Below are 23,830 nucleotides of genomic sequence, written 5' to 3'. Positions count from 1 at the left end.
TATCACCCGGCCACCCGATTGGGAGCGACACCGAGGTTCGGTGGCTTTTTCATGCAGTTCAGATGGTTGTACCGAAATCCATCCTAACCTGCATCCTACACGGCCCGTGGTCTGAACAAGGTTACATTTTGTGTGCGGGTGCCCATATCCGGCGCCCGGCCCGGACGGTTCCGGTCAGGCGTCCCCCATGGCGGCCCGCAGCATCTCCGCCAGGGGGGCGGGGGCCCCGGGCCCCAGGGCGGCGCGCAGCCCCGCGGCGATGGCGGCCGGTCCCGGGTCGAACTGGGACAGCAGGTACTGGGCGCCGGGCTGGATGCCGCTCTCGTCGGCGGGCCGGTAGACCAGCAGGGCGGCGAGGAGGTGTTCGGGCCCGATGGCCCCGGCGCCGGTGTCGGCGGCGAGGCGGGCGGCCAGCTCCAGGGTGCCGGGAACGTAGGGGGCCAGGGTGTCGGCCACGGCGGGTCGGGCGGGCTCGCCCGCGGCCGGGCGGTTGCTGCCGCGGAACCACCCGACGTAGGCGGCGGTCACACCCCGATAGGCCCAGGGCTCCGGGTGGAGCACCGCCTCGGAGAGGAAGCGCAGGGGGTGATCAGGGTCAGCCTCGGCGCGCTCCACCATGGCCATGAGCAGGAAGCTGGTGGTCAGTCGCCCGCCGCCCGACTCGGCCACCAGTCCGCGGGCGCGGTCGATGATGGCGCGGGCGGCGGGGTCGAAGTCGTAGTCGTAGTCGTTGAGGCGGTCGATGGGTACGAGGGCGGCTTCGATCACGGGACTTCCGGGGGCGGGGGAGTGGCTACCCGCATTCTCACCGGTGCCGGCCCGGTTGCCAACCCGTTAACGAAATTTTACCTGCTTTGTGGTTATAACCTCATGAAAGACTGTAAATTGTCTCTCCAGGGAGAAACCAGACCATTATGACCGCAGGAGGCGGCTGCCAGATGACGACACAATACAATCTGAAGCTGTACACCGTGGGTCACAGCAACCGCGATCTCGGCGAGTTGCTCCACCTGCTCACGGAGGCCGGCATCCGCAACCTGGTGGATGTGCGCGCCTGGCCGATCTCGCGCCGGCACCCCCAGTTCGTACGGGAATCCCTCCAGGCCGCGCTCGCCGAACGGGGCATCGGCTACCGCTGGGCCGGGCGCGAGCTCGGCGGCATGCGCCGGCCCCGGCCGGGCTCTCCGCACCAGGCCCTGGAGGAACCTGGTTTCCGCGGCTACGCCGACTACATGGATACGCCGGTCTTCGGCGCCGCCGCCGAACGGCTGCTCACCGAGGCGGCCGAGGCGCCCACCGCGATTCTCTGCGCCGAGCGCAGGCCCGAGCATTGCCATCGCGCCTTCATCGCCGACTGGCTGATGCTGCGGGGGGTGGAGATCACCCACCTGCTGGAGCCCGGGGAGAGCACCAGCCACGTCCTCACCCGCCAGGCGCGCCTCGAGTCCGGGCGCCTGGTCTACGACCGCAATACCTCCGGGGTGCTGGCGCTGGACATCTCCCATGTTTGAGGCCGCCGGCAGCCCCTGGCGGGTTCCCTACAACGGCCGCTTCCGGGTGGCGAAGGCCGCCACCGAGCCGCCCGGGGATGCGCCGGGCAAGTCCGAGTGCCGGAAGCGGCTCAAGGGCTGCATCAAGGAGCTGGACGATCTCCAGCGCATGCTCTACGCCGAGGACAGCCACAGCCTGCTGCTGGTGTTCCAGGCCATGGACGCCGCCGGCAAGGACAGCACCATCCGCGCGGTGATGAGCGGCGTCAACCCCGCCGGCTGCCAGGTCTCCAACTTCAAGGCGCCGAGCGCCGAGGAGCTGGACCACGACTTCCTCTGGCGCACCGCCCGGCGGCTGCCCGAGCGCGGACGCATCGGCATCTTCAACCGCAGCTACTACGAGGAGGTGCTGGTGGTGCGGGTGCACCCGGAGTACCTCGCCGCCCAGCGCCTGCCCTCGGTGCCCGGCGATCTCGAGAATCTCTGGAAGGCCCGCTACGCCTCCATCCGCGAGCACGAGGAGCACCTGGCCCGCAACGGCACCGTGATCCTGAAGTTCTGGCTCAACGTCTCCCCCGGGGAACAGCGGCGACGGTTCCTGTCGCGCATCGACGAGCCCCACAAGAACTGGAAGTTCTCCTCCAACGACGTGGCCGAGCGCAGCCACTGGGACGCCTACATGGCCGCCTACGAGGACGCCCTGGCCGCCACCTCGCGCCCCTGGGCGCCGTGGTACGCCATCCCCGCCGACGACAAGCCCTTCATGCGGCTGCAGGTGGCGGAGATCATCGTCGAGAACCTCAAGCGCCTGGGCCTCGCCTACCCCAGGGTGGGCAAGGCGGAGAAGGAGCGCTTCGCGGAGATGCGCCGGCTGCTCGACGGGGGCGACGAGGACCCGGAGGGCGGAGCGGGCAAGGGCGGCAAATGACCCGCACCGCGACCGGGGCGGAGGCCACGCCCGAGGCGGTGCTGGCGTTCTGGTTCGCCCCGGAGACCCGGCCCCGCTGGTTCGACTCCACGCCCGCCTTCGACCGGGAGGTGGAGGCGGCCTTCCGCGCCACCTGGGAGGCCGCCGCCGTGGGTGCGCTCGCGCACTGGGAGGGGACCCCCGCCGGCGCGCTGGCGCTGGTGGTCGTCCTCGACCAGTTCCCCCTCAACATGTTCCGCGGCCGCCCCGAGAGCTTCCTCACCGAGGCCGCCTCCCGGGCCGTGGCGGAGCGGGCCATCGCCCGGGGCTTCGACGCGGCGCTCGACGCCGCCGGCAAGGCGTTCCTCTACCTGCCGTTCATGCACAGCGAATTACTGGCCGACCAGGACCGCTCGGTGGCGCTGTACGAGGCGGCCGGGCTCGCGGACAGCCTGAAGTGGGCCCGCCACCACCGCGACATCGTGCGCCGCTTCGGGCGCTTCCCCCACCGCAACGCCATCCTCGGCCGCCCGTGCACGCCGGAAGAGGAGGCCTGGCTGGACTCGGACGCGGCCTTCAACGGCTGACCCCCCGCCCCGCGGCAGAACATCCCCTCCGTGCCGCGGTCCCATGTGCTAGTGCACTGCGCCTTGTCCTGGCGCTTTCGGGGGGCTCTGAAAGTACCTCCAAGAGTGGCGCAGTACACTAGTGTCAGCCGATCCCAGGAGCGCCCCATGAGTGGAACCAGCATCGATCCCGGTGAAGTGGCCTACTACACCCGCCTCGCCCACACCTGGTGGGACGCGGGGGGTCCCTTCTGGCCCCTGCACCGGCTGAACGAAGTCCGGGTGGCATGGCTGCGGGAGCGCATCGCCGCCCGCCTCGGCGGCGGGGCGGCCGGGGCGCCGCTCGCCGGGGTGCGGGTGCTGGACATCGGCTGCGGCGGCGGCATCCTCAGCGAGTCCATGGCCCGGCTCGGCGCGGCGGTCACCGGCATCGACGTGGTGGAGAAGAACATCCGCGTGGCGGCTCTGCACGCGCAGGAGGGCGGGCTCGCGGTGGACTGCCGGCTGCAGACCGCCGAGGCGCTGGCGGCGGAGGGGGCGCAGTACGACGCGGTGCTGAACATGGAGGTGGTGGAGCACGTGGCCGACCTGCCCGGCTTCATGGCCGCCTGCTGCGCCCTGGTGCGCCCGGGCGGGGTGATGAGCGTCGCCACCCTCAACCGCACCCCCGTGAGCTGGCTGTTCGCCATCGTCGGCGCCGAGTACCTCCTGCGCGTGCAGAGCCGCCACGCGGCACCCACCAGTGGCGCCGCTTCGTGAAGCCCGCCGAGACGGAACGGCTGCTGGCCGCCGGCGGCCTCGCCGTCACCGACCGCAGCGGCGTGCGCGTCAACCCCTTCACCCGGAGCCTCCACCTCACCGGCTACATGGGCGTGAACTACATGGTGCTGGCGGAGAAGGCGGTTATGGGTGATGGATGATTTCGTGTGAGTGGCGGGAATCCGACGCCGGTGTACGGATGAATTCGCACCTACCATCCCGATCCATTAACCTCCACGAACCCGACACACTGGAAACGGAACACGGAACACGGAACACGGAACACGGAACACGGAACACGGAACACGGAACACGGAACACGGAACACGGAACACGGAACACGGAACCCCCATAACCCCTCAACCAAGGATTCCCCACTCCCGCCTGGGTTTCGCATCAGCTATCGTTAATCCATGAGCCCAATCAGCCTGGATGATGTCCGCGCCGCCGCCGAGGCGCTGCGCGGGAGCGTGGTGGAGACGCCCTGCGTCCATTCGCGGGTGCTCTCGGAGCTCACCGGCGCGGAGGTGGTGCTCAAGTTCGAGAACCTCCAGTTCACCGCCTCGTTCAAGGAGCGCGGGGCGCTGGTGAAACTGCAGTCCCTGGGCGCGGAGGAGCGGCGCGCGGGGGTCATCGCCATGTCGGCCGGCAACCACGCCCAGGCGGTGGCCTACCACGCCCAGCGGCTGGGGATCTTCGCGGTCATCGTCATGCCCCGCTTCACCCCCACCAACAAGGTGGAGCACACGCGGGCCTTCGGCGCCGAGGTGATCCTCGCCGGCGAGAGCTTCGACGACGCGGCGGAGCTGGCCCGGCGCCTGGCCGGGGAGCGGGGCCTCACCCTGGTGCACCCCTACGACGATCCCCGCGTCATCGCCGGCCAGGGCACGGTGGCCCTGGAGATGCTGGCCGCCTTTCCGGACCTGGAGACGCTGCTGGTGCCGGTGGGCGGCGGCGGGCTCATCGCCGGCAACGCGGTGGCGGCCCAGGGTCTCCGGCCGGGCATCGAGATTGTCGGGGTGGAGATGGGGCGGTTTCCCGCCCTGTGGAGCGCCCTGCGCGGCGTGCCGCCCCGTTTCGGCCTGAGCACCCTGGCCGAGGGCATCGCGGTGAAGCAGCCCGGCCGGCTGACCCTGCCCATCGTCCGCGAGCGGGTGCGGGAGATACTGCTGGTGGACGAGGCGGACATCGAGCGGGCCGTCCTGCTGCTGCTGGAGGTGGAGAAGACGGTGACGGAGGGGGCCGGCGCGGCGGGTCTGGCGGCGCTGCTGCGGCACCGGGAGCGGTTCGCCGGCCGGCGGGTGGGGCTGATCCTCTCCGGCGGCAACATCGACCTGCCGGTGCTGTCGCTCATCATCCAGCGCGGCCTGGTGCAGAGCGGCCGGCTGGTGCGGCTGAAGGTGGCGCTGCGGGACGTGCCCGGCGCCCTGGCCGAGGTCATCGGCATCGTCGGCTCCAGCCGCGCCAACATCGTGCATATCGACCACCAGCGCACCTTCACCGAGCTGCCCCTGGAGCAGGCGGCGGTGATCATCACCCTGGAGACCCGTGGTCACCTGCACATCCAGGAGCTGCTCGAGAACCTGCGCGAGGGAGGCTATGCCGTTGATCTGGCGACCCATTACAGTCCGGCGGAGCAGGGTGCGGAAAGGAACGCCTGAGCGGCGGGGCGTCTCCCCGTACTGTTGTAACGGATTCTGCCCGATTCTTGCTTGGATATAACGAAAGGAAACTCCCGGAGTGATTTCATGACCGACCTCAGCATCGACACCGAACTGCTCCGCATCATCCAGGCGACCCATCATGATCCCTTCGCGGTCCTGGGCCGGCACCCCGACGGCAGCGGGGAGATCGTCCGGGCCTTCATTCCCGGCGCCGCCGCGGTGACCATCGCCGAGGGCGGGCTCCCCATGGAGCGGGTCGGCGACAGCGACCTGTTCCAGTGGCGCGGACCGGCGGGCAGCGTGCCCGAGCGCTACCGCCTGGTGTGGCGGGACGAGACCCGCCGCGAGCATATCGCCCACGACCCCTACGCCTTCCCGCCCCAGCTCTCCGACTACGACCTGCACCTGTTCGGGGAGGGCAACCACTGGCACGCCTGGCGCTTCCTCGGCTCCCGCGTCCACGAGGTGGATGGGGTGCCGGGGGTGCTGTTCTCCGTCTGGGCGCCCAACGCCGCGCGCGTCAGCGTGGTGGGCGACTTCAACCAGTGGGACGGGCGCCGCCATCCCATGCGGGTGCGGGGCGGCATCGGGGTGTGGGAGCTGTTCATCCCCGGGCTCGATGCGGGCGCTTTCTACAAGTACGAGATCCGCAACCGCGACAGCGGGGCCATCCTCCTGAAGAGCGATCCCTACGGCCGGCAGTTCGAGCTGCGCCCCGCCACCGCCACCATCGTCACCGCCGAGAGCGACTATCCCTGGGACGACGGGGCGTGGCTGGAGGAGCGCCGCCGGCGCGACTGGCAGCACGCGCCCCTGTCCGTCTACGAGGTGCACCTGGGTTCGTGGGCGCGGGGCATGGAGGGGGATTTCCTCGGCTACCGCGAGCTGGCGGTGCAGCTGGTGGCCTACGTGAAGGAGCTCGGCTTCAGCCACATCGAGCTGCTGCCCATCACCGAGCACCCCTACGACCCCTCCTGGGGCTACCAGAGCACCGGCTACTACGCCCCCACCAGCCGCTTCGGCACCCCCGACGACTTCCGCTGGTTCGTGGACCACTGCCACCGCAACGGCATCGGCGTGATTCTCGACTGGGTGCCCGCCCACTTTCCGAAGGATGCCCACGGGCTGGCCCGCTTCGACGGCAGCGCGCTGTACGAGCACGAGGACCCGCGCCTCGGCGAGCATCTCGACTGGTCCACCCTCATCTACAACTTCGGGCGCAACGAGGTGAAGAACTTCCTCCTCTCCAACGCCCTCTACTGGCTCGAGGAGTTCCACCTCGACGGGCTGCGGGTGGACGCGGTGGCCTCCATGCTCTACCTCGACTACTCGCGCACCGACTGGGTGCCCAACCGCTACGGCGGCCGCGAGAACCTGGAGGCCATCGGGTTCTTGCGCCAGCTCAACACGGTGGTGCACCAGGCCCAGCCGGGCATACTCATGTTCGCCGAGGAGTCCACCGCCTGGCCCCAGGTGAGCCGCCCGGTGCACCTGGGCGGGCTCGGCTTCGACATGAAGTGGAACATGGGCTGGATGAACGACACCCTGGAGTACTTCTCCCAGGACCCGGTGCACCGCAAGTACCACCACGACCGGCTCACCTTCAGCATGCTCTACGCCTTCACGGAGAACTTCGTGCTGCCCTTCTCCCACGACGAGGTGGTGCACGGCAAGCAGTCCATGCTGAACAAGATGCCGGGCGACGAGTGGCAGCGCTTCGCCAACCTGCGCCTCATCTACAGCTACCAGTTCCTCCACCCGGGCAAGAAGCTGCTGTTCATGGGCTGCGAGTTCGGCCAGGGGCTGGAGTGGGACAGCGCCCGGACCCTCGACTGGTACGTGCTGGACTACCCGCTGCACCAGGGCGTGCGGCAGCTGGTGAAGGATCTGAACGGCCTCTATCACAACGCCCCGGCGCTCTATCGCCACGAGTTCGACTGGGAGGGCATCGAGTGGATCGACTGCCACGACGCCGACCAGTCGGTGCTGAGCTTCCTGCGCAAGGACGGGGACGACTTCCTGGTGGTGGTGCTCAACTTCACCCCCGTGCCGCGCCACGGCTACCGCATCGGCGTGCCGGCCGCGGGCCTCTACCGGGAGCGCCTCAACTCCGATTCCGCCTACTATGGCGGCAGCAACCTGGGCAACGGCGCCGGCCCCCTGGCCGCGGAGCCGACGCCCTGGATGGGGCGGCCCCACTCCCTGGCGCTGACCCTGCCGCCGCTGGCCGCCATCGTCCTGGAGCGGGTGCCGGGCGCCGATGCCTGAGCCGCGGGAGAGCTGAAGCGCCATGTCCTCGCGCAAGCAGGAGGTCTGGCCCGGGAAGCCCTATCCACTGGGCGCCACCTGGGACGGGCAGGGGGTCAACTTCGCGCTCTTCTCCGAGCACGCCGAGCGGGTGGAGCTGTGCCTGTTCGATCCCCTCGGCCGGCGCATCGTCGAGACCGTCGATTTGCGCTGGAAGACCGACCAGGTGTGGCACTGCTACCTGCCCGAGGGGCGGCCGGGACTGGTCTACGGCTACCGCGTGCACGGCCCCTACGATCCCGGGCGCGGCCACCGCTTCAACCCGCGCAAGCTGCTGCTCGACCCCTACGCCAAGGACCTGGCCGGCCCCCTGCGCTGGAACGACTCCCTGTTCGGCTACCGCGTCGGCCACGCGCGCGCCGACCTGGCGGCCGATCGGCGCGACAGCGCCGCGGCCATGCTCAAGGCGCGGGTGGCCGACCCCGCCTTCGTCTGGGGCGACGATCGCCCGCCGCGCACTCCCTGGCACGACACGGTGATCTACGAGCTGCACGTGAAGGGCTTCACCCGGCTCAACACGGAGATCCCGCCGCCCCTGCGCGGCACCTACGCCGGGCTGGCCTCGGCCCCGGCCATCGACTACCTCAAGCGCCTCGGCATCACCGCCGTGGAGCTGATGCCCGTGCACGCCTTCGTGGACGACCGCCACCTGGTCCAGCACGGCCTGCGCAACTACTGGGGCTACAACTCCATCGGCTTCTTCGTGCCCGACCTGCGCTACTCCGCCAACGGCGGCATCAAGGAGTTCAAGGCCATGGTGCGCCGGCTGCACGCGGAGGGCATCGAGGTGATCCTCGACGTGGTCTACAACCACACCGCCGAGGGCAACCACCTGGGGCCGACGCTCTGCTTCCGCGGCATCGACAACGCCGCCTACTACCGCCTCAACCCGGAGGACCCCCGCTACTACGTGGACTACACCGGCTGCGGCAACACCCTCAACATGCGCCACCCCCGGGTGCTGCAGCTGATCATGGACTCCCTGCGCTACTGGGTGCTGGAGATGCACGTGGACGGCTTCCGCTTCGATCTCGCCTCGGCCCTGGCGCGCGAGCTGCACGCGGTGGATCGCCTGGGCGCCTTCTTCGACATCATCCACCAGGACCCGGTGCTCTCCCGGGTGAAGCTCATCGCCGAGCCGTGGGACCTGGGGGAGGGCGGCTACCAGGTGGGCAACTTCCCGGTGGGCTGGACCGAGTGGAACGGCCGCTACCGCGACGCGGTGCGCGCCTACTGGAAGGGCGACGGCGGCCTCATCGGCGAGCTCGCCTACCGCCTCACCGGCTCCAGCGACCTCTACGAGCAGGGCGGCCGGCGGCCCTACGCCAGCGTCAACTTCGTCACCTGCCACGACGGCTTCACCCTCCGCGACCTGGTGAGCTACAACGGTAAGCACAATCTCGCCAACGGCGAGGAGAACCGCGACGGCGAGAACCACAACCTGAGCTGGAACTGCGGCGCGGAGGGGCCCACCGGCAACCAGCACATCAACGGCCTGCGCGAGCGCCAGATGCGCAACTTCTTCGCCACCCTGCTGCTCTCCCAGGGGGTGCCCATGATCTCCATGGGCGACGAGCTGATGCGCACCCAGCAGGGCAACAACAACGCCTACTGCCAGGACGGCGAGCTGAGCTGGATGGACTGGCGCCTCGGTAACGGGGAATCGGAGCTGCTGGCCTTCGTGCAGCGGCTGCTGCGGCTGCGCCGGGAGCATCCCACCTTCCGCCGCCGCCACTTCTTCCAGGGCCGCGAGATCCGCGGCGCGGGCGTCAAGGACCTGGTCTGGCTCACCCCCAAGGGCCGGGAGATGACCGAGTTCGAGTGGAACCAGTCCTTCGCCCGCTGCCTGGGCCAGTTCCTGCCCGGCGACACCATCGAGGAGGAGGACGAGCGCGGGCGGCGCATCCGCGACGACAACTTCATCCTGCTGCTCAACGCCCACCACGAGGCCATTCCCTTCCGGCTGCCCAGCGAACCGGCCTACGCCCGCTACGAGGTGCTGGTGGACACCTGGTATGCCGAGGGTGTCCGCAACGACGGGCGCTACTTCCACTCCGGCGAGGCCTATCCCCTCCAGGGCCGCTCGCTGGCGCTGCTGCACCACCAGCGCAGCCGCACGCGCCTGGAACAGGCGACCGGAACGTCGACGTTCCGCGGCCACCCATGACGCCCGCCGCGCTCGCCAGCCGCATCGAACACACGGAGCTCCGTCCCGGGGCCACCGCCGCGGACATCGAGCGCCTGTGCCGCGAGGCGCGGCAGTGGCGCTGCGGCGGGGTGTGCGTGGCGCCCGCCTGGGTGCCGCGGATGTCCGCGCTGCTGCGCGGCGCGGACATCCGGCTGGTGACGGTGGCCGGCTTTCCCCACGGCGACACCCTGCCGCAGGCCAAGGCCCGGGAGGCGGCCCTGGCGGTGGCGGCGGGCGCCGCGGAGGTGGACATGGTGCTGCACGCCGGGATGCTGCGCTCCGGGGAGGCGGCGGCGGTGGCGGCCGACATCCGCGGCGTGGTGGAGGCCGTGCGCGCCGCGGGCGGGAAGGGAGTGAAGGTCATCCTGGAGTGCGGGCGGCTCACCGACGCGGAGAAGCGCCGCGCCTGCGCGCTGGCGGAGGCGGCGGGCGCCGGTTTCGTCAAGACCGGCACCGGCTTCGGCCCCGGCGGCGCCACGGTGGAGGACGTGCGCCTGCTGCGCGATGCGGTGGGGACACGGCTCGGGGTGAAGGCGGCCGGCGGCATCCGCACCGCGGCGGCGGCGCTGGCGCTGCTGGAGGCGGGCGCGGACCGGCTCGGCTGCTCGGCCTCCCCAGCCATCCTGGAGGCGCTCCGGAGCCGGCCCGCCGATGCGGGCGCCGGCGGGACATGACCACGACCGCACGGAACATCGGCTGGCCCGGCGCCATGGCCATCGGCATCGGCGGCATGGTGGGCGGTGGCATCTTCGCCGTGCTGGGCGAGGCGGTCTCCCTGGCCCACGGCGCCACGGCGGTGGCCTTCGCGCTGGCGGGCGTGGTGGCCCTGCTCACGGCCCACTCCTACGTCCGGCTCTCGGTGCGCTTCCCCAGCCAGGGCGGCACGGTCCTGTTCGTGGACCGGGCCTTCGGCGTCGACCTGGCCACGGGCACCCTCAACCTGTTCCTGTGGCTCTGCTACCTGGTGACCATCGCCCTCTACGCGGTGGCCTTCGCCTCCTACGCGCTCACCTTCTTCGGGCCCGGCCACGGCCCCTGGCTGCGCCATCTCCTCATCTCCCTCTCCATCCTGGTGCCCATCGGCATTAACTTGCTGAACGCCGCCGCCGTGGCCCGCTCCGAGAGCCTGGTGGTGGTGCTCAAGCTGGCGCTGCTGGCGCTGGTGATCGCCTCCGGGCTGCCCTACGTGGAGCCGGCGCGGCTGGCGCCGGCGCACTGGGGCGACAGCCTGACCATCCTCGCCGCGGGCATGGTCATCTTCGTCGCCTACGAGGGATTCGAGCTCATCGCCAACTCCGCCGAGGACGTGCGCGATCCGGAACGCAACCTGCCCGTCGCCTTCTACGGCTCGGTGGTGCTGGTGATCCTGCTCTACGTGCTGGTGGCGCTGGTGACGGTGGGCACGGTGCCCGACAGCCGCATCGCCGCGGTGAAGGACTTCGCCCTGGCCGAGGCCGCCCGGCCCGCCCTCGGCGCCCTGGGCTTCTCGCTGGTCTCCGTCTCGGCGCTGCTGGCCACCTTCTCCGCCATCAACGCCACGGTCTACGGCAACGCGCGGCTGGGCTACATCCTGGCCCGGGACCGCGAGCTTCCGGACATCCTCGCCCACCGGGCCTGGAACGAGCCGGTCTCGGGGGTGATCAGCGTGGGCGTGCTGGCGGGGCTGGTGGCCAACCTCGTGGACCTCACCGCCATCGCCATCGTCGCCAGCGCCGGCTTCCTGCTGGTCTTCGCTGTCACCAACGCCGCCGCGGCGCGGCTGGCGCCGCGCACCGGCGGCAGCCCGGTCATCCCGCTGGTCGGCGCCGTGGCCTGTCTCGGGGCGCTCGGCGTGCTGCTGGCGCGGACCGGCGCGGACAGCCCCCACGCGCTGTGGATCTTCGCGGGCTTCCTGGCCGGGGCGCTGCTGTTCGAGCTGCTCTATTCGCGCTTCCGCCACGGGCACCTGCGCGGCGCGGCCATGCGCTGGCCGGGCGCCTGACTGCCACTCCGGCGGCCGGGAGGGTTATGATGGCGGTCCGCCGCGCGGCACGGCAATCCGAACCCGAGGCCACCCCATGGGCTACGTCTACCTTCTCATCGCCATCGTCGCCGAGGTCATCGGCACCAGCGCCCTGAAGGCCGCCGAGGGCTTCACCCGGCCCGTCCCCAGCCTGGTCGTGGTGGCGGGCTACGGGGCCGCCTTCTACTTCCTCGGCCTGGTGCTGCGGACCATCCCGGTGGGTGTCGCCTACGCCATCTGGGCGGGGCTCGGCATTGTGCTCATCACCCTGGTGGGCATGGTGGCCTTCCGCCAGGCGCCCGATCTCCCCGCCGTCCTGGGCATGGGGCTGATCATCGCCGGGGTGCTGGTGATCCACCTCTTCTCCCGCACCGTCGCCCACTGACTTCCATATGGGTCGAGCGGGGGGATAGCCGTTCCACGACCCGAATCAGCCAGAGGAGCTTCCACCATGGGCCGGCAATACAGCGCCATCAGCGACAGGCACCGCGAGTTCATCGAGCGCCAGCGGCTCTACTTCGTGGCCACGGCGGCCGCCGACGGCCGGGTGAATCTCTCGCCCAAGGGCATGGACAGCCTGCGCGTGCCCGGTCCGGACCGGGTGGCGTGGCTGAACCTCACCGGCAGCGGCAACGAGACCGCCGCCCACCTGCGGGAGAACCCCCGCATGACCCTGATGTTCTGCGCCTTCGAGGGGGACCCCCTGATCCTGCGCCTCTACGGCCAGGCCCGGGCGGTTCATCCCCGCGACGAAGAGTGGGCGCTGCTGCTGCCCCTGTTCCCGGAGCAGCCCGGCGCGCGGCAGATCATCGACCTGCGGGTGGAGCTGGTGCAGACTTCCTGCGGCTTCGGCGTGCCCCTGTTCGACTACGTGGGGCAGCGCGACGAGCTGACCCGCTGGAGCGAGCGCAAGGGCGAGGCGGGCATCCGTGAGTACTGGGAGACGAAGAACCGCACCAGCCTCGACGGCCGGCCCACCGGGATACTCGGGCCGGAGGAGTAGCCGGGCGCGGGCTGCCGCCGCCCCGGCCGCCTTGCCGGTCCCACCCCCGCAGGCCACACTGAATGCAGGGAAACGGCGACGAAGAGGGGGAGGAATGGTTGAGGTCAAACGCCTGGTGCTCGACGTGCTCAAGCCCCACCACCCCGACGGGCTGGAGTTCAGCCGCCACCTCGCCGCCATCTGCGGCGAGTGCCGGCTGCGGCTCACGGTGATGGAGGTGGACGAGAATACCGAGACCCTGCAGCTGGTGGTGGAGGGCGAATCGCTCGACTTCGAGCGGCTGCGGGCCGCCATCGGCGAGATGGGGGCCTCGCTGCACAGCATCGACGAGGTGGAGGTGGTGGGCGGCGCCGATACGGAGGGTTGAGAGCCGGTGACAACGCCCAGGGAACACTTCTGCACGTGCGCCGCGAATCACTCCGGCGCCGCCGCCCGGTGGCCGGGTGACAGGCGGCCGGATCGGGGCGGGCCGGCATGAACCTGCTGCGCAACGCCGGTTTTCTCCTGCGCATCAGCCGCTCCCACGGCATCCTGCGGCGCTATTTCGTGGTCAACGGCTTCGACGGCGCCCTGGCCATGCTCGGGCTCATGATGGGTTTCCTGGTGAGCGGCGGAGTGGAGCTGGGCGTGGTCATCCGCGCCTGCCTGGGGGCCGCCGTGGCCCTGTTCATGAGCGGGATCACCAGCGCCTATGTCAGCGAAGCGGCCGAGCGCCGCCGGGCCCTGGACGAGCTGGAGGGGGCGATGGTGGCGGACCTGCAGGACTCCGCCCACGCCGACGCGGCGCGCTGGGTGCCCCTGCTGGTGGCTGCGGTCAACGGCCTCGCGCCCCTGCTGGTGGCGCTGCTGGTGATGGCGCCCCTGTGGCTGGCGGGCGCGGGCGTGCCGCTGCCCCTGCCGCCGTTGCCCGCGGCCGTGGCCATGGCCTTTCTCACCCTGTTCGGGCTGGGCCTGTTCCTGGGCCATGTCAGCGGAGGGTCCTGGCTCTGGAGCGGTATGCGCACCCTGCTGGTGGGTGTCGTGACGGCGCTCATCATCCTGTTGTTCGTCCAGTGATGGTTAAGGGATAAGTGATAAGGATGAAGGGCACCATCGCACTCACGCACTCACGCACTCACGCACTCACGCACTCACGCACCCACGCACTCACGCACTCACGCACTCACGCACTCACGCACTCACGCACGGTTATTGAATGATGGGAACCCACGAGCGGGGTGAACAGCTGAACGAGGGGGTCCATTGGCACTGCCTGGAGCCGGCGGCGGCGCTGGAGCGCCTGGGCGGGGACGGGGAGCGTGGCCTGTCCGCCGCCGAGGCCGGCGCGCGCCTGGCCCGTCACGGCCCCAACCGGCTCGCCGAAGGCCGCCGGCGCACGCTGCTGGGCATGTTCCTGGGCCAGTTCGCCGATTTCATGATCCTGGTGCTGCTGGCCGCGGCGGTGGTTTCGGGGGCGGTGGGCGAGCCCCAGGACACGGCGGCCATCCTGGTCATCGTGCTGCTCAACGCGATCATCGGGACGGTGCAGGAGTATCGGGCCGAGCGGGCGGTGGCGGCCCTGCGCCGGCTGGCCGTGCCCATGGCGCGGGTGATCCGCGACGGCGAGGCGGTGACCGTGCCCGGCGGCGAGCTCGTGCCCGGGGACACGGTGCTGCTGGAGGCCGGCGACGGCGTGCCGGCGGACCTGCGGCTGCTCGCCGGCGAGGGGCTGCAGGCGGACGAGTCGGCGCTGACCGGGGAGTCGGTGGCGGTGGAGAAGGCGCCGGAGGCGCTGCCGGACCCGGCGCTGGCCCTGGCCGAGCGCCGCAACCGGCTCTGGAAGGGCACCCTGGTGACCCGGGGGCGGGGGCGGGGCGTGGTCACCGCCACCGGCATGGACACGGAGATCGGGCGCATTGCCGGGCTGCTGGGCGGGGCCGAGTCGGTGCGCACCCCGCTGCAGAAGCGGCTGGCCCGCTTCGGCCGGACCCTGGCGCTGGCGGTGCTGGCCATCTGCACCCTCATCTTCGCCGCCGGCCTGCTGCAGGGGGTGGAGCCGCTGCTGATGCTGCTCACCGCCATCAGCCTGGCGGTGGCCGCCGTCCCCGAGGCCCTGCCGGCGGTGGTGACCGTGGCCCTGGCGCTGGGCGCGCGGCTGATGAGCCGCAGCAACGCCCTGGTGCGGCGGCTGCCGGCGGTGGAGACCCTGGGTTCGGTCACCGTCATCTGCAGCGACAAGACCGGTACCCTCACCGAGAACCGCATGCGCGTGGAACGCCTGGTGGCGGCGGGCGAGGAGCGCGACACGCTGCCCGCCGCGGACACGGCGGCCGAGCCTTGGCGGCGCCTCGGGCAGGCCCTGGCGCTGAGCAACGACGTTGAGCCCGGCGTGGAGGGGGCGGCGCGCGGCGACCCCACCGAGCTGGCCCTGTGGGAGGCGGCCGCGGCCGCCGGCCACGACCGCGCGGAGCTTGCCGGAGCGCTGCCGCGCATCGCGGAGCTGCCCTTCGACAGCGAGCGCAAGCGCATGACCACGGTCCATGACGAGGGCGGGCGCCGCATCCTCTTCACCAAGGGCGCGCCGGAGCAGGTGCTGCCCCTGTGCACCCGCGAGCTGGCCGCCGGGGGGCCGCAACCGCTGGATCCGGAAGCACTCCTCGAACAGGCCCGGGCCCTGGCCGAGGCGGGCTACCGGGTGCTGGCGCTGGCCTGGCGCGAGGCCGGGGAGGGGGAGCCGGAGGCGGCGCTGGAGTCGGAGCTGTGCCTGCTCGGCCTGGCGGCGCTGGCGGATCCGCCCCGGGCGGGGGCGGAGGAGGCGGTGGCGGAGTGCCGCGCCGCGGGCATCGTGCCGGTGATGATCACCGGCGATCACCCCGGCACGGCGCTGGCCATCGCCCGGCGGCTGGGTATTGCCGGGGATGCCGGTGAGACCCTCACCGGCGCGGAGCTGGGGGCGCTCTCCGACGCCGCCTTCGCCGAGCGGGTGGAGTCGATCCGGGTCTACGCCCGGGTGAGCCCGGAGCAGAAGCTGCGCATCGTCAAGGCGCTGCAGACCCACGGCGAATTCGTGGCCATGACCGGCGACGGGGTCAACGATGCCCCCGCCCTCAAGCGCGCCGGCATCGGCGTGGCCATGGGCCGCAAGGGCACCGACGTGGCCCGCGAGGCGGCCGACATGGTGCTGCTGGACGACAACTTCGCCACCATCGTGGCGGCGGTGCGCGAGGGCCGGCGCATCTTCGACAACATCCGCAAGTTCATCAAGTACACCATGACCAGCAATGCCGGGGAGATCTGGACCCTGTTCCTGGCCCCGCTGCTGGGGCTGCCCATTCCCCTGCTGCCCATCCACATCCTCTGGATCAACCTGGTCACCGACGGCCTGCCGGGGCTGGCGCTGGCCGCGGAGCCGGCCGAGCGGGGGATCATGGACCGGCCGCCGCGCCCGCCCCGGGAGAGCATCTTCGCCCACGGCATGTGGCAGCACATGATCTGGGTGGGGCTGCTCATCGGCGGGCTGTCCATCCTGGGCCAGGCCTGGGCGGTGGGCACGGGCAGCGCCCACTGGCAGACGGTGGTCTTCACGGTTCTCACTCTGGCCCAGCTGTTCCACGTGCTGGCGGTGCGTTCCGAGCGCGAGTCGCTGTTCCGCCAGGGTCTGCTCGGCAACCCCGCGCTGCTGGGCGCGGTGCTGCTGACGGTGGGGCTGCAGCTGGCGGTCATCTACCTGCCGGTGCTGAACGGCATTTTCCGCACCCAGCCCCTGAGCCTGGCGGAGCTGGGTACCTGCTTCGCCCTGGCCGCCGTGGTGCTGGTGGCGGTGGAGGCGGAGAAGGCGCTGGTGCGGGCCGGGCGGCTGTACCGTGAGTAGGACGATATACCGCAACTGGAGAGAGCAGAGGAGGCGAATCATGCACAGTGGAAACGGCGGACGGTTGCTGGTGCTGGCCCTGGCGCTGCTGCCCGCGGTGGCGGCGGCCGGGCCGGTGGCGGGCGAGGTGGTGGACCTGCGCGGCGAGATCGCCGAGGACCTCTACGTGGCCGGGCGCAGCGTCACCTTCGACGGCCGGGCGGCGGGGGACGTGCTGGCCGCCGGGCGCGACGTGCGCGTGGCCGGCACGGTGGCGGGGGACGTGATGGCCGCCGGTGAGCGGGTGGAGATTGCCGCGGCGGTGGCCGACGACGCCCGCCTGGCCGGGCGCGACGTGCGGGTGGCCGGGTCGGTGGGCGACGGCCTGCTGGCGGCGGGGGAGACGGTCATCCTGAGTGCCGGCGCCGAAGTGGGCGGAAGGGCCTGGCTTGCCGGCCGGCGCATCGAGCTCTCCGGCGACCTGGCCCGGGGCGTGCGGGCGGCCGGGGAGACGGTGATCGTCTCCGGGCGGGTGACGGGCGACGCCGAGTTCGCGGCCGGGCGGGTGGAGGTGCGCGCCGGGGCGGAGATCACCGGCAACCTCGTGGTGCGCGGCCCCGAGCCGCCCCGGGTGGAGCCGGGCGCCCGCATCGGCGGACGGGTGGAGCACCTGCCGGGAGAGTCGCCGGCGGAGGTTTCCGCCTCGCCCTCGCTGGCGGCGCTGCCGTGGCTGTTCGCCCCCGCGCTGGCGGTTGCGGGCGGCCTGTGGCTGCTGCTGGCGCCGGGATTCGCCGCCGCCGCCGCCCGCACCGCCCGCACGCAGACGGGTCTGAGCCTGGCGCTGGGACTGGCGCTGCTGGCCACGCCGCCGCTGGTGGCGGTGCTGCTGATGGCGACCGTGGTGGGTGCCCTCGCCGGCCTGGTGCTGTTCGCCCTCTACCCGGTCATGGTGCTGGTGGGCGGGCTCAACGGCGCCCTGTCCCTCGGCGGCCTGGTGCTGGCGCGCCTCCGGCGCGGCGACGCCGGCGGCGGAATCCGTTTCGTGGCGCTGCTGACCGGCATCGTGGCGCTGGCGCTGCTGGCCTGGATTCCGCTGCTGGGCGGCCTGCTGGTGTTGGCGATCGCGGTGACCGGGCTCGGCGCGCTGGGGCTCTCCGCCTGGAGCGCGCGGGCCGGCGGGGCGGCGCCCCCGGCGGCCCCCGACGTGGTATAAATTGACCCTCTACCGACCGCACCGTTTTTGTTCATGACCGCCACGCGCATCGATCTGGAGCACGTCGTCCCCGCCGGCGAGAAGCGGGACGCCTGCACGCTGCTGGCCGCCCTCTCCGGCCTGCCCAAGGGACGCATCAAGGACGCGATGAACAAGGGCGCGGTCGGGCTCCGGCGCGGCTGCGCCCCCACGCGGCGCCTGCGTCGCGCCACCGCCGCGCTCTACGCCGGCGATCGGCTCTCCCTGTGCTATGACGCCGAGCTGCTCGCGCGCCAGCCGCCCCGGGCCCGCCTGCTGCACCGCCTGGGCCGCTACAGCGTCTGGTACAAGCCGCCCGGGCTGATGGCCCAGGGCAACCGCTGCGGCGATCACTGCAGCCTCCTGCGCCAGGCGGAGCAGATGCTGGCGCGCGAGGTCCACCTGGTGCATCGGCTGGACCGGGAGGCGGAGGGCCTGATGCTGGTGGCCCACGACGGGGAGGCGGCGGCGAAGCTCTCGGCGCTGTTCGCCAACCGCCGGGTGGAGAAGCACTACCGGGTGGAGGTGCGGGGCGTGCCGGGTCCGGTGGGCGCCACCGGGCGCATCGACACGCCGCTCGACGGCAAGCCGGCGCTGACCGCCTACCGGGTGACTGAGGTGGATGCCGGGCGGGGAACGGCCCGGCTGGAGGTCGCCATCGAGACCGGGCGGCTGCACCAGATCCGCCGCCACCTGGACGCCATCGGCCACCCGGTGCTGGGCGATCCCCGCTACGGCACGGGCAACCGGAACACTGAAGGGTTGCGGCTCAGCGCCTGCCGGCTGGCCTTCCGCTGCCCGTTCACCGGCGCCCGGCGCGAGTTCAGCCTCGACGCCCCGGAGGCGGTCGGGGAAGCCGCTCCCGGCCCGGAACAGCCGGCATGAACGCCCCCGCCGGCCTGGATCGGCAGGCCCGCCTGCTGCGCCGGGCCACACTGGCCTCGGTGGTGACCGCGAGCGTGCTCATCGCGGCCAAGCTGGTGGCGTGGCTGCTGACCGGCTCGGTCAGCCTGCTGGCCTCCCTGGTGGACTCGCTGATGGACGTGGCCGCCTCCATCATCAACCTGATGGCCGTGCGCTACGCGCTGGAGCCGCCCGATGCCCAGCACCGCTTCGGCCACGGGAAGTCGGAGGCGCTGGCGGGGCTGGCCCAGGCGACCTTCATCGCCGGTTCGGCGGTGTTCCTGGTGTTCCACGCCGTGGACCGGCTGCTGCACCCGGTGCCGCTGGCCGATCTGGAGGTGGGCATCGTGGTGATGGTGTTCGCCATCGTCGCCACGGCCGTGCTGGTGGCCATCCAGCGCCACGCCATCCGCCACACCGGCTCCACCGCCATCCGCGCCGACTCGCTGCACTACCTCACCGACCTGCTCACCAACGTCGGCATCATCGCCGCCCTGGTGCTGGCGGGCCTCGGCTGGCAGGGGATCGACCCCGTCATCGCCATCGTCATCGCCGTCTACATCTTCTGGAGCGCCTGGGGCATCGGCCGGGAGGCGTTCCACGTGCTCATGGACCGGGAGCTGCCCGAGGCGGTGCGCGAGCGGGTGACGGCCCTGGCCCTCGGCCATCCGGAGGTGCGCGGGGTGCACGATCTGCGCACCCGCCAGTCGGGGCTGGTGAAGATCATCCAGCTGCACCTGGAACTGGACGCGTGGCTGCCCCTGCGCGAGGCCCACGCCATGGCGAAGCAGGTGGAGCGGGAGATCCTGGCCGCCTACCCGGAGGCGGACGTGACCATCCACCAGGACCCCCGCGAGGTGGACGGCAGCCGCTCGCGGAGCTGAAGGATTTGTCCAACAGAGGGTACAGGGCAGAAGGCGAAGAGAAAAAAGCGGCGGGACCGCAGATTGACCGCATGTGCCTTTAGATAGGCGGAGCAGGGCCCTTGTTCACCTCCTTCAGCGAGGTGTGCAATCCCCGGTTGCTGCCTTCAAACGATTACCGTGCCTGCCACCCGCTGAATCGCATCGAGAACGTCAATCACCTCGGGATCGATGTCTGCTGGGTCGACATGCTTCGCGAGGACATGATAGTCCGTCTTTCGAATCAGGTTCGGCAAGCCCAGTTTCCTGAAAAACTTTTCGAACAGCGGGTCGAGAAAATCGTCGGTGACCTTGATGTCTGCGCTCCAGGGCGATGGCTTCCCCAGGGTTTCCAGCGCGCTCTCCAGCTCTGTGAGCGTTTCATCCATCACGCTTTCCCATTGCCCCGCAAAAAGCGGTCCGGCCGACTCGGCTTCCGCGGTGTTTCTCGCCCATTTTCTCAGCACATCCCTGGAGCAGAGATAGTTTTCGATCTCCCGCCTTTTCCACATGTGTTGTTGAAGATTCGGATCGGCAGGCAGGTCGCGGTCCAGTCGATCGTAAATGGCGATGCCCGCGAGTTCGGCTTTAGCCTCACGCAGTCCATAGAAATGATCTCGTGCCTTCTGCGGCTGATTCAGCACATAGTGCGCAAAGGGCCGTTCAAGGCGATCCATCACCGGATGGCCCAGGGACCGGGAGAAGGCTCGCAGGATGGCCAGATCCGTGGAGCCCTCGAGGTACAACACCCACCCCATCTCCTCGGCCTGGTAGTACTGGTCGTAACCGATCTCCTTCAGCGACTTGAGGACCTGTGAACCGCGATCATCGATGCGGTGCGGCTTCCCGACGAACGCGACCACCATGTCGCGGTCGGCCGCCTCGTTCAGGATGACTTCCGAATGACTGGCGGCAATGATCTGATTGCCGTGCTCGCTGGCGGTTTCGGTGAGCAACTGGTAGATCTGGCGTTGACGGAGGATTTCCAGATGCGCATCCGGCTCGTCCATCAACAATACGGACTTCCGGTTGACCATCATGTGGGCCAGCAACAGCAGTGTCTGTTGAAGTCCTCGGCCGGATGACGAGACATCGAGCCGGATGTTCCTCTCCCGATAGGCCAATGTGATTTCGCCTCGCTCGGCGATGTAACGCGGTTCTTCGAGCTCGATGCCAAAGAAGTGATGGATACGCTCCGCAAGCGTGTTCCAGCGCTCTACGCCGTTATCGCCTTCGAGAATCTGATGACAGAGGTTTCGCAAAACCTCGGCGGTGCGTCCTTCACCCAGGCGGACATTGATGGCGCCCACATCCAACCGGGTTTCGGTTGCCGTCAATCCAGACATCGGCGGCAGGTAGGCCACCCGGACGTCCTGTGCCTGTTCCGGTACCTGCATGCGCTCGGGGTGCTTGTCCTCGCTCAGGCGCAGCGGACGACAATAGAAGGACTCCTCGTTCGCATAGTCGAACTCGAGCCCGCACTGCCATTCCTCGCCGCCGGAGACGCCGCTCACGATGATATCGATACGGATGTTTTGGGTTCCCTTGCTCTTCGTCGACTCCCGGACGTGCAAGTTGCGCCACAGGAGGTTGGCATCGGGTACCGGCACGGTAATCAGGTCGCGACGGTTCACCGTCACCCCGGGGCGCTTGTTAGGCACGGTGCCGGTGCCGCGTTTTTCGATCCAGCGCTTCAGGCCGATATCCCACAGCGCCAGGGCCTGAAGGGCCGATGTCTTGCCCGAGTTGTTCGGACCGATGAAAATGACGCGGTCGCCGAGTTCGAAGGAGACCTCGTCGAAGCCCTTGAAGTTGCGGATCGTGATGTGGGTCAGCATGTGGCTGTGGCTCGATCTGTATCAGGATTCATCCACGAAGGATTACGAAGTCATTCGGGCATTGTTTATAGGTTACCTGAGAATGCTTGGTGCAGTAGTGCCTGAAAGGCCAATTCGCTGGCTGAATCAGCCGCCCCCCCTGAGCCTCAAGGGCGAGCACATCTTTGCATCGTTGTACAAATCGGTCTTGCGGAAGCAACGGTGGCAATGGTATTGGAAACCCGCGTAGCGCACGCTGTGGCCATCGGTCATGTCCCAGCCTACATCCTTCAACTGGGTGTCGATGACGACGCGGGTGAATGCCTCTTTTTGTCCGGTTGGCGGGGTCACGGGCAGGCTTCATTGTCTCTCGTCACTCGCCCACCTGTGGGTGGGTTTCCAATGCTTCTGGCTTGTCCGGGACTTCCGTGAAGACCCGCATCAACGGCAGGTTGATGTAGTAGTTGTAGCGTCCGATCTTGTGTTTCTCGACAAACCCATCCGCGGCCAGCAGGTCGAGGTACTTGGTAGCGGTCAATCGGGATACGCGCAGGTCATTCTGCAGTGCCTCGATCTTGGTGTAGGGGTGCTTGAACAGGTTGTTGAGCAGGTCTTGGCTGTAGATCTTCGGCAGATCCGTCCGGATGCGATGCTTGTAATCCATCATCAATGCCTTGATGCGGCCGATGATCCAGATGGTCTGCCGCGCGGTCAGCTCCACACCCTGCAGTATGTAGAGGATCCAAGGCTCCCAGTCGCCCGTGTCCCGGGTCTCCTGCAGCAGCCGGTAGTACTCGGTCTTGGTGTGGATGACGTAGCGGCTGAGATACAGCACCGGGATGTTGAGCAGGCCTTTGGCGACCAGGTAGAGGATGTTGATGATCCGGCCCGTACGCCCGTTGCCGTCGTAGAACGGGTGAATGCTCTCGAACTGGTGATGGATCACGGCCATCTTCACCAGCGGGTCGGCATCACTCAGGGCATCGTCATTGATGAACTGCTCAAGGTTCGTCATCAGTCGCACAAGTTCGGCGTGATCCTGCGGCGGCGTGTAGACGGTCGCACCGGTTCGCTCGTTCTTCAGTGCCGTGCCGGGCACCTTGCGAATACCCGCGTCGTTAAGCACCAACTCGTGGTGTATATCCAGGATGCGATTAGTGGTCAGCAGGTGGTCGCGGGAAACCAGCTCGAAGCCTTTCTTGAGTGCCGTGGCATAGCGGCTCACCTCCTTCGCCGCGGGATCGCGGATGTAGTCGGAGAAGAGGTCCGCCTTGTACAACTCGTCCTGCGTGGTGATGATGTTTTCGATTTCGGAGCTGTCCTTCGCTTCCTGCAGTGCGAGCGTGTTGATCAGAATGTGCTCGTTCGGGATCGTCGACGCCAGACCCTTCAGTTCCGCCAGGAACCGGTGCGCCGGCGCAAGCCGTTTGAGTACCGCCCGGGTCTCCAGCTCGGTCCTGGGCGGCAGAAGGGGTAGGGTGGGAGCCATCACGTAGGGGAGGTACCTGTATAAGGCTTTCGGGTTTTGTATACATGAAATCAAATCATGTCAAGAAAATCGTATTTTTTATACATGACAGGCATGACATGCATAGAAACCTGGCCGTTTCTTGCACGACTGGGCTGGCAGCTCAGCAGTACCCCGAGGACCGGCCGTCACTCCGAGCGGTGCAGCACCGCGCCCGCCGGGTCCACCACCTCCACGGCGATGGGGATGCCCGCGCGGATGCTGGCGCTCACCACGCAGAAGTCCTCGAACAGGTCCAGGCAGCGCTTCATGCGCGCCGATTCGGTGAGCTCCCCGCCCACCTGCAGGCGCACCTCCATGGCGCCGATGCGCAGCCGCTTCTGTTCGTTGCGCACCAGGCTGACCGTGGCCTCGGTCCGCACGCTCCCGGCGGGGACATCCTCCTTGCTCACGCAGTAGAGCAGGCTGGCGCTGAGGCAGTTGGCGGCCGCCGCGGCCAGCATCCGCGCGGCGTTGGGGCCGGCCTTGCCGCCCAGCGGCGGGGGTTCGTCCATGAGCACCTCGGCGGCCTGCTCCCAGTCGAATTTCACCTTGAACTCGTAGTCCTGCAGGTGCTCCATGCGGATGGTGAAACGGCCTTCTTCGGACATCGGATCGGCTCCTGTCACAAGATCTTCACCACGATCGGCGATTGTTTGGGTTGATTACGGGGCCAGAATAGCGAGAATTGCCTGTTCAAAAAACGGCTTTTAAGATTGCGGTTCGTTCGCCAGGGAGGGCGTGCTCCCGGGGGG

At 69.5% G+C, this 23,830-nt stretch carries 20 protein-coding genes and 1 pseudogene; 17 read left to right on the top strand and 4 right to left on the bottom strand.

Annotation, left to right across the window (positions count from 1 at the left end):
* Positions 1-174 precede the first annotated feature (174 nt).
* Complete coding sequence (locus DFQ59_RS17575; protein WP_114281035.1) at positions 175-768, bottom strand: hypothetical protein; 594 nt, start codon at positions 766-768, stop codon at positions 175-177.
* A gap of 170 nt (positions 769-938) precedes the next feature.
* Here DFQ59_RS17575 and DFQ59_RS17570 point away from each other — a divergent pair, with 170 nt between their 5' ends.
* The 17 genes and pseudogenes from DFQ59_RS17570 (at position 939) to DFQ59_RS17485 (ending at position 19,733) form a co-directional block, all read left to right on the top strand.
* Positions 939-1,511 carry a DUF488 domain-containing protein gene (locus DFQ59_RS17570; RefSeq protein WP_170142211.1) on the top strand — a complete coding sequence of 191 codons (573 nt, stop codon included), beginning with the start codon at positions 939-941 and terminating at the stop codon, positions 1,509-1,511.
* Positions 1,504-2,418 carry a polyphosphate kinase 2 family protein gene (locus DFQ59_RS17565; RefSeq protein ID WP_114281033.1) on the top strand — a complete coding sequence of 305 codons (915 nt, stop codon included), beginning with the start codon at positions 1,504-1,506 and terminating at the stop codon, positions 2,416-2,418. The genes DFQ59_RS17570 and DFQ59_RS17565 overlap by 8 nt, the downstream gene beginning before the upstream one ends.
* A complete protein-coding gene (locus tag DFQ59_RS17560) occupies positions 2,415-2,984 on the top strand; it encodes a DUF924 family protein (protein ID WP_114281032.1) in 570 nt (189 codons plus the stop codon). Before DFQ59_RS17565 ends, DFQ59_RS17560 begins: the two co-directional genes overlap by 4 nt.
* 147 nt (positions 2,985-3,131) lie before the next feature.
* Positions 3,132-3,883, top strand: a pseudogene (gene ubiG / locus DFQ59_RS17555) (bifunctional 2-polyprenyl-6-hydroxyphenol methylase/3-demethylubiquinol 3-O-methyltransferase UbiG).
* Positions 3,884-4,135: 252 nt separating this feature from the next.
* Positions 4,136-5,383, top strand: a complete 1,248-nt coding sequence (locus DFQ59_RS17545; protein ID WP_114281030.1) for a threonine ammonia-lyase — start codon at positions 4,136-4,138, stop codon at positions 5,381-5,383.
* Between the two features lie 87 nt (positions 5,384-5,470).
* On the top strand, positions 5,471-7,654 hold the full coding sequence (glgB, locus tag DFQ59_RS17540) for a 1,4-alpha-glucan branching protein GlgB (RefSeq protein ID WP_114281029.1): 2,184 nt from the start codon (positions 5,471-5,473) through the stop codon (positions 7,652-7,654).
* 22 nt (positions 7,655-7,676) lie between these two features.
* Complete coding sequence (gene glgX / locus DFQ59_RS17535; protein WP_114281028.1) at positions 7,677-9,860, top strand: glycogen debranching protein GlgX; 2,184 nt, start codon at positions 7,677-7,679, stop codon at positions 9,858-9,860.
* On the top strand, positions 9,857-10,555 hold the full coding sequence (gene deoC, locus DFQ59_RS17530) for a deoxyribose-phosphate aldolase (RefSeq protein WP_114281027.1): 699 nt from the start codon (positions 9,857-9,859) through the stop codon (positions 10,553-10,555). Before glgX ends, deoC begins: the two co-directional genes overlap by 4 nt.
* Entirely contained in the window at positions 10,552-11,862 is a 1,311-nt protein-coding gene (locus tag DFQ59_RS17525; RefSeq protein WP_114281026.1) for an APC family permease, read from the top strand. Before deoC ends, DFQ59_RS17525 begins: the two co-directional genes overlap by 4 nt.
* 76 nt (positions 11,863-11,938) lie before the next feature.
* Positions 11,939-12,268: a DMT family transporter gene (locus DFQ59_RS17520; RefSeq protein ID WP_114281025.1), complete on the top strand. Its 330-nt coding sequence runs from the start codon at positions 11,939-11,941 to the stop codon at positions 12,266-12,268.
* A gap of 66 nt (positions 12,269-12,334) precedes the next feature.
* Positions 12,335-12,886 (top strand): pyridoxamine 5'-phosphate oxidase family protein, encoded by a 552-nt coding sequence (locus DFQ59_RS17515; protein WP_114281024.1) that lies wholly within the window; start codon positions 12,335-12,337, stop codon positions 12,884-12,886.
* Between the two features lie 94 nt (positions 12,887-12,980).
* On the top strand, positions 12,981-13,253 hold the full coding sequence (locus DFQ59_RS17510) for a DUF211 domain-containing protein (RefSeq protein ID WP_114281023.1): 273 nt from the start codon (positions 12,981-12,983) through the stop codon (positions 13,251-13,253).
* Between the two features lie 107 nt (positions 13,254-13,360).
* A complete protein-coding gene (locus tag DFQ59_RS17505) occupies positions 13,361-13,942 on the top strand; it encodes a hypothetical protein (protein WP_114281022.1) in 582 nt (193 codons plus the stop codon).
* 139 nt (positions 13,943-14,081) lie between these two features.
* Positions 14,082-16,736 (top strand): cation-translocating P-type ATPase, encoded by a 2,655-nt coding sequence (locus DFQ59_RS17500; RefSeq protein ID WP_245937311.1) that lies wholly within the window; start codon positions 14,082-14,084, stop codon positions 16,734-16,736.
* A gap of 40 nt (positions 16,737-16,776) precedes the next feature.
* A complete protein-coding gene (locus DFQ59_RS17495; protein ID WP_147275282.1) occupies positions 16,777-17,928 on the top strand; it encodes a bactofilin family protein in 1,152 nt (383 codons plus the stop codon).
* A 33-nt stretch (positions 17,929-17,961) separates the two neighbouring features.
* Positions 17,962-18,831: an RluA family pseudouridine synthase gene (locus DFQ59_RS17490; RefSeq protein ID WP_114281019.1), complete on the top strand. Its 870-nt coding sequence runs from the start codon at positions 17,962-17,964 to the stop codon at positions 18,829-18,831.
* Entirely contained in the window at positions 18,828-19,733 is a 906-nt protein-coding gene (locus DFQ59_RS17485; RefSeq protein ID WP_147275281.1) for a cation diffusion facilitator family transporter, read from the top strand. The genes DFQ59_RS17490 and DFQ59_RS17485 overlap by 4 nt, the downstream gene beginning before the upstream one ends.
* Positions 19,734-19,879: 146 nt before the next feature.
* Here the strand turns inward: DFQ59_RS17485 and DFQ59_RS17480 are convergent, their stop codons facing one another.
* The 3 genes from DFQ59_RS17480 to DFQ59_RS17465 all read right to left on the bottom strand — a co-directional run bounded on the left by DFQ59_RS17480 (position 19,880) and on the right by DFQ59_RS17465 (position 23,686).
* The gene (locus tag DFQ59_RS17480; RefSeq protein ID WP_114281018.1) at positions 19,880-21,589 is read right to left on the bottom strand and encodes an ATP-dependent nuclease; all 1,710 of its coding nucleotides are present in this window, start codon (positions 21,587-21,589) and stop codon (positions 19,880-19,882) included.
* 352 nt (positions 21,590-21,941) lie between these two features.
* The gene (locus DFQ59_RS17470) at positions 21,942-23,057 is read right to left on the bottom strand and encodes a Fic family protein (RefSeq protein ID WP_114281016.1); all 1,116 of its coding nucleotides are present in this window, start codon (positions 23,055-23,057) and stop codon (positions 21,942-21,944) included.
* Positions 23,058-23,224: 167 nt separating this feature from the next.
* Positions 23,225-23,686 (bottom strand): OsmC family protein, encoded by a 462-nt coding sequence (locus DFQ59_RS17465; protein WP_114281015.1) that lies wholly within the window; start codon positions 23,684-23,686, stop codon positions 23,225-23,227.
* Positions 23,687-23,830 lie beyond the last annotated feature (144 nt).

The organism is Thioalbus denitrificans (genome assembly GCF_003337735.1).
GTDB classification, from domain to species: domain Bacteria; phylum Pseudomonadota; class Gammaproteobacteria; order DSM-26407; family DSM-26407; genus Thioalbus; species Thioalbus denitrificans.
The sequence above is the reverse complement of the archived record's forward strand: the minus strand, read 5'-3'. Positions and strand labels throughout refer to the sequence as shown.

Excerpts from the sequence above, each read along its gene's own strand:
- DFQ59_RS17570 (WP_170142211.1), top strand. The coding sequence starts at position 939 with ATGACGACACAATACAATCTGAAGCTGTACACCGTGGGTCACAGCAAC.
- DFQ59_RS17565 (WP_114281033.1), top strand. The coding sequence starts at position 1,504 with ATGTTTGAGGCCGCCGGCAGCCCCTGGCGGGTTCCCTACAACGGCCGC.
- DFQ59_RS17560 (WP_114281032.1), top strand. The coding sequence starts at position 2,415 with ATGACCCGCACCGCGACCGGGGCGGAGGCCACGCCCGAGGCGGTGCTG.
- DFQ59_RS17545 (WP_114281030.1), top strand. The coding sequence starts at position 4,136 with ATGAGCCCAATCAGCCTGGATGATGTCCGCGCCGCCGCCGAGGCGCTG.
- glgB (WP_114281029.1), top strand. The coding sequence starts at position 5,471 with ATGACCGACCTCAGCATCGACACCGAACTGCTCCGCATCATCCAGGCG.
- glgX (WP_114281028.1), top strand. The coding sequence starts at position 7,677 with ATGTCCTCGCGCAAGCAGGAGGTCTGGCCCGGGAAGCCCTATCCACTG.
- deoC (WP_114281027.1), top strand. The coding sequence starts at position 9,857 with ATGACGCCCGCCGCGCTCGCCAGCCGCATCGAACACACGGAGCTCCGT.
- DFQ59_RS17525 (WP_114281026.1), top strand. The coding sequence starts at position 10,552 with ATGACCACGACCGCACGGAACATCGGCTGGCCCGGCGCCATGGCCATC.
- DFQ59_RS17520 (WP_114281025.1), top strand. The coding sequence starts at position 11,939 with ATGGGCTACGTCTACCTTCTCATCGCCATCGTCGCCGAGGTCATCGGC.
- DFQ59_RS17515 (WP_114281024.1), top strand. The coding sequence starts at position 12,335 with ATGGGCCGGCAATACAGCGCCATCAGCGACAGGCACCGCGAGTTCATC.
- DFQ59_RS17510 (WP_114281023.1), top strand. The coding sequence starts at position 12,981 with ATGGTTGAGGTCAAACGCCTGGTGCTCGACGTGCTCAAGCCCCACCAC.
- DFQ59_RS17505 (WP_114281022.1), top strand. The coding sequence starts at position 13,361 with ATGAACCTGCTGCGCAACGCCGGTTTTCTCCTGCGCATCAGCCGCTCC.
- DFQ59_RS17500 (WP_245937311.1), top strand. The coding sequence starts at position 14,082 with ATGATGGGAACCCACGAGCGGGGTGAACAGCTGAACGAGGGGGTCCAT.
- DFQ59_RS17495 (WP_147275282.1), top strand. The coding sequence starts at position 16,777 with ATGCACAGTGGAAACGGCGGACGGTTGCTGGTGCTGGCCCTGGCGCTG.
- DFQ59_RS17490 (WP_114281019.1), top strand. The coding sequence starts at position 17,962 with ATGACCGCCACGCGCATCGATCTGGAGCACGTCGTCCCCGCCGGCGAG.
- DFQ59_RS17485 (WP_147275281.1), top strand. The coding sequence starts at position 18,828 with ATGAACGCCCCCGCCGGCCTGGATCGGCAGGCCCGCCTGCTGCGCCGG.
- DFQ59_RS17480 (WP_114281018.1), bottom strand. The coding sequence starts at position 21,589 with ATGCTGACCCACATCACGATCCGCAACTTCAAGGGCTTCGACGAGGTC.
- DFQ59_RS17470 (WP_114281016.1), bottom strand. The coding sequence starts at position 23,057 with ATGGCTCCCACCCTACCCCTTCTGCCGCCCAGGACCGAGCTGGAGACC.
- DFQ59_RS17465 (WP_114281015.1), bottom strand. The coding sequence starts at position 23,686 with ATGTCCGAAGAAGGCCGTTTCACCATCCGCATGGAGCACCTGCAGGAC.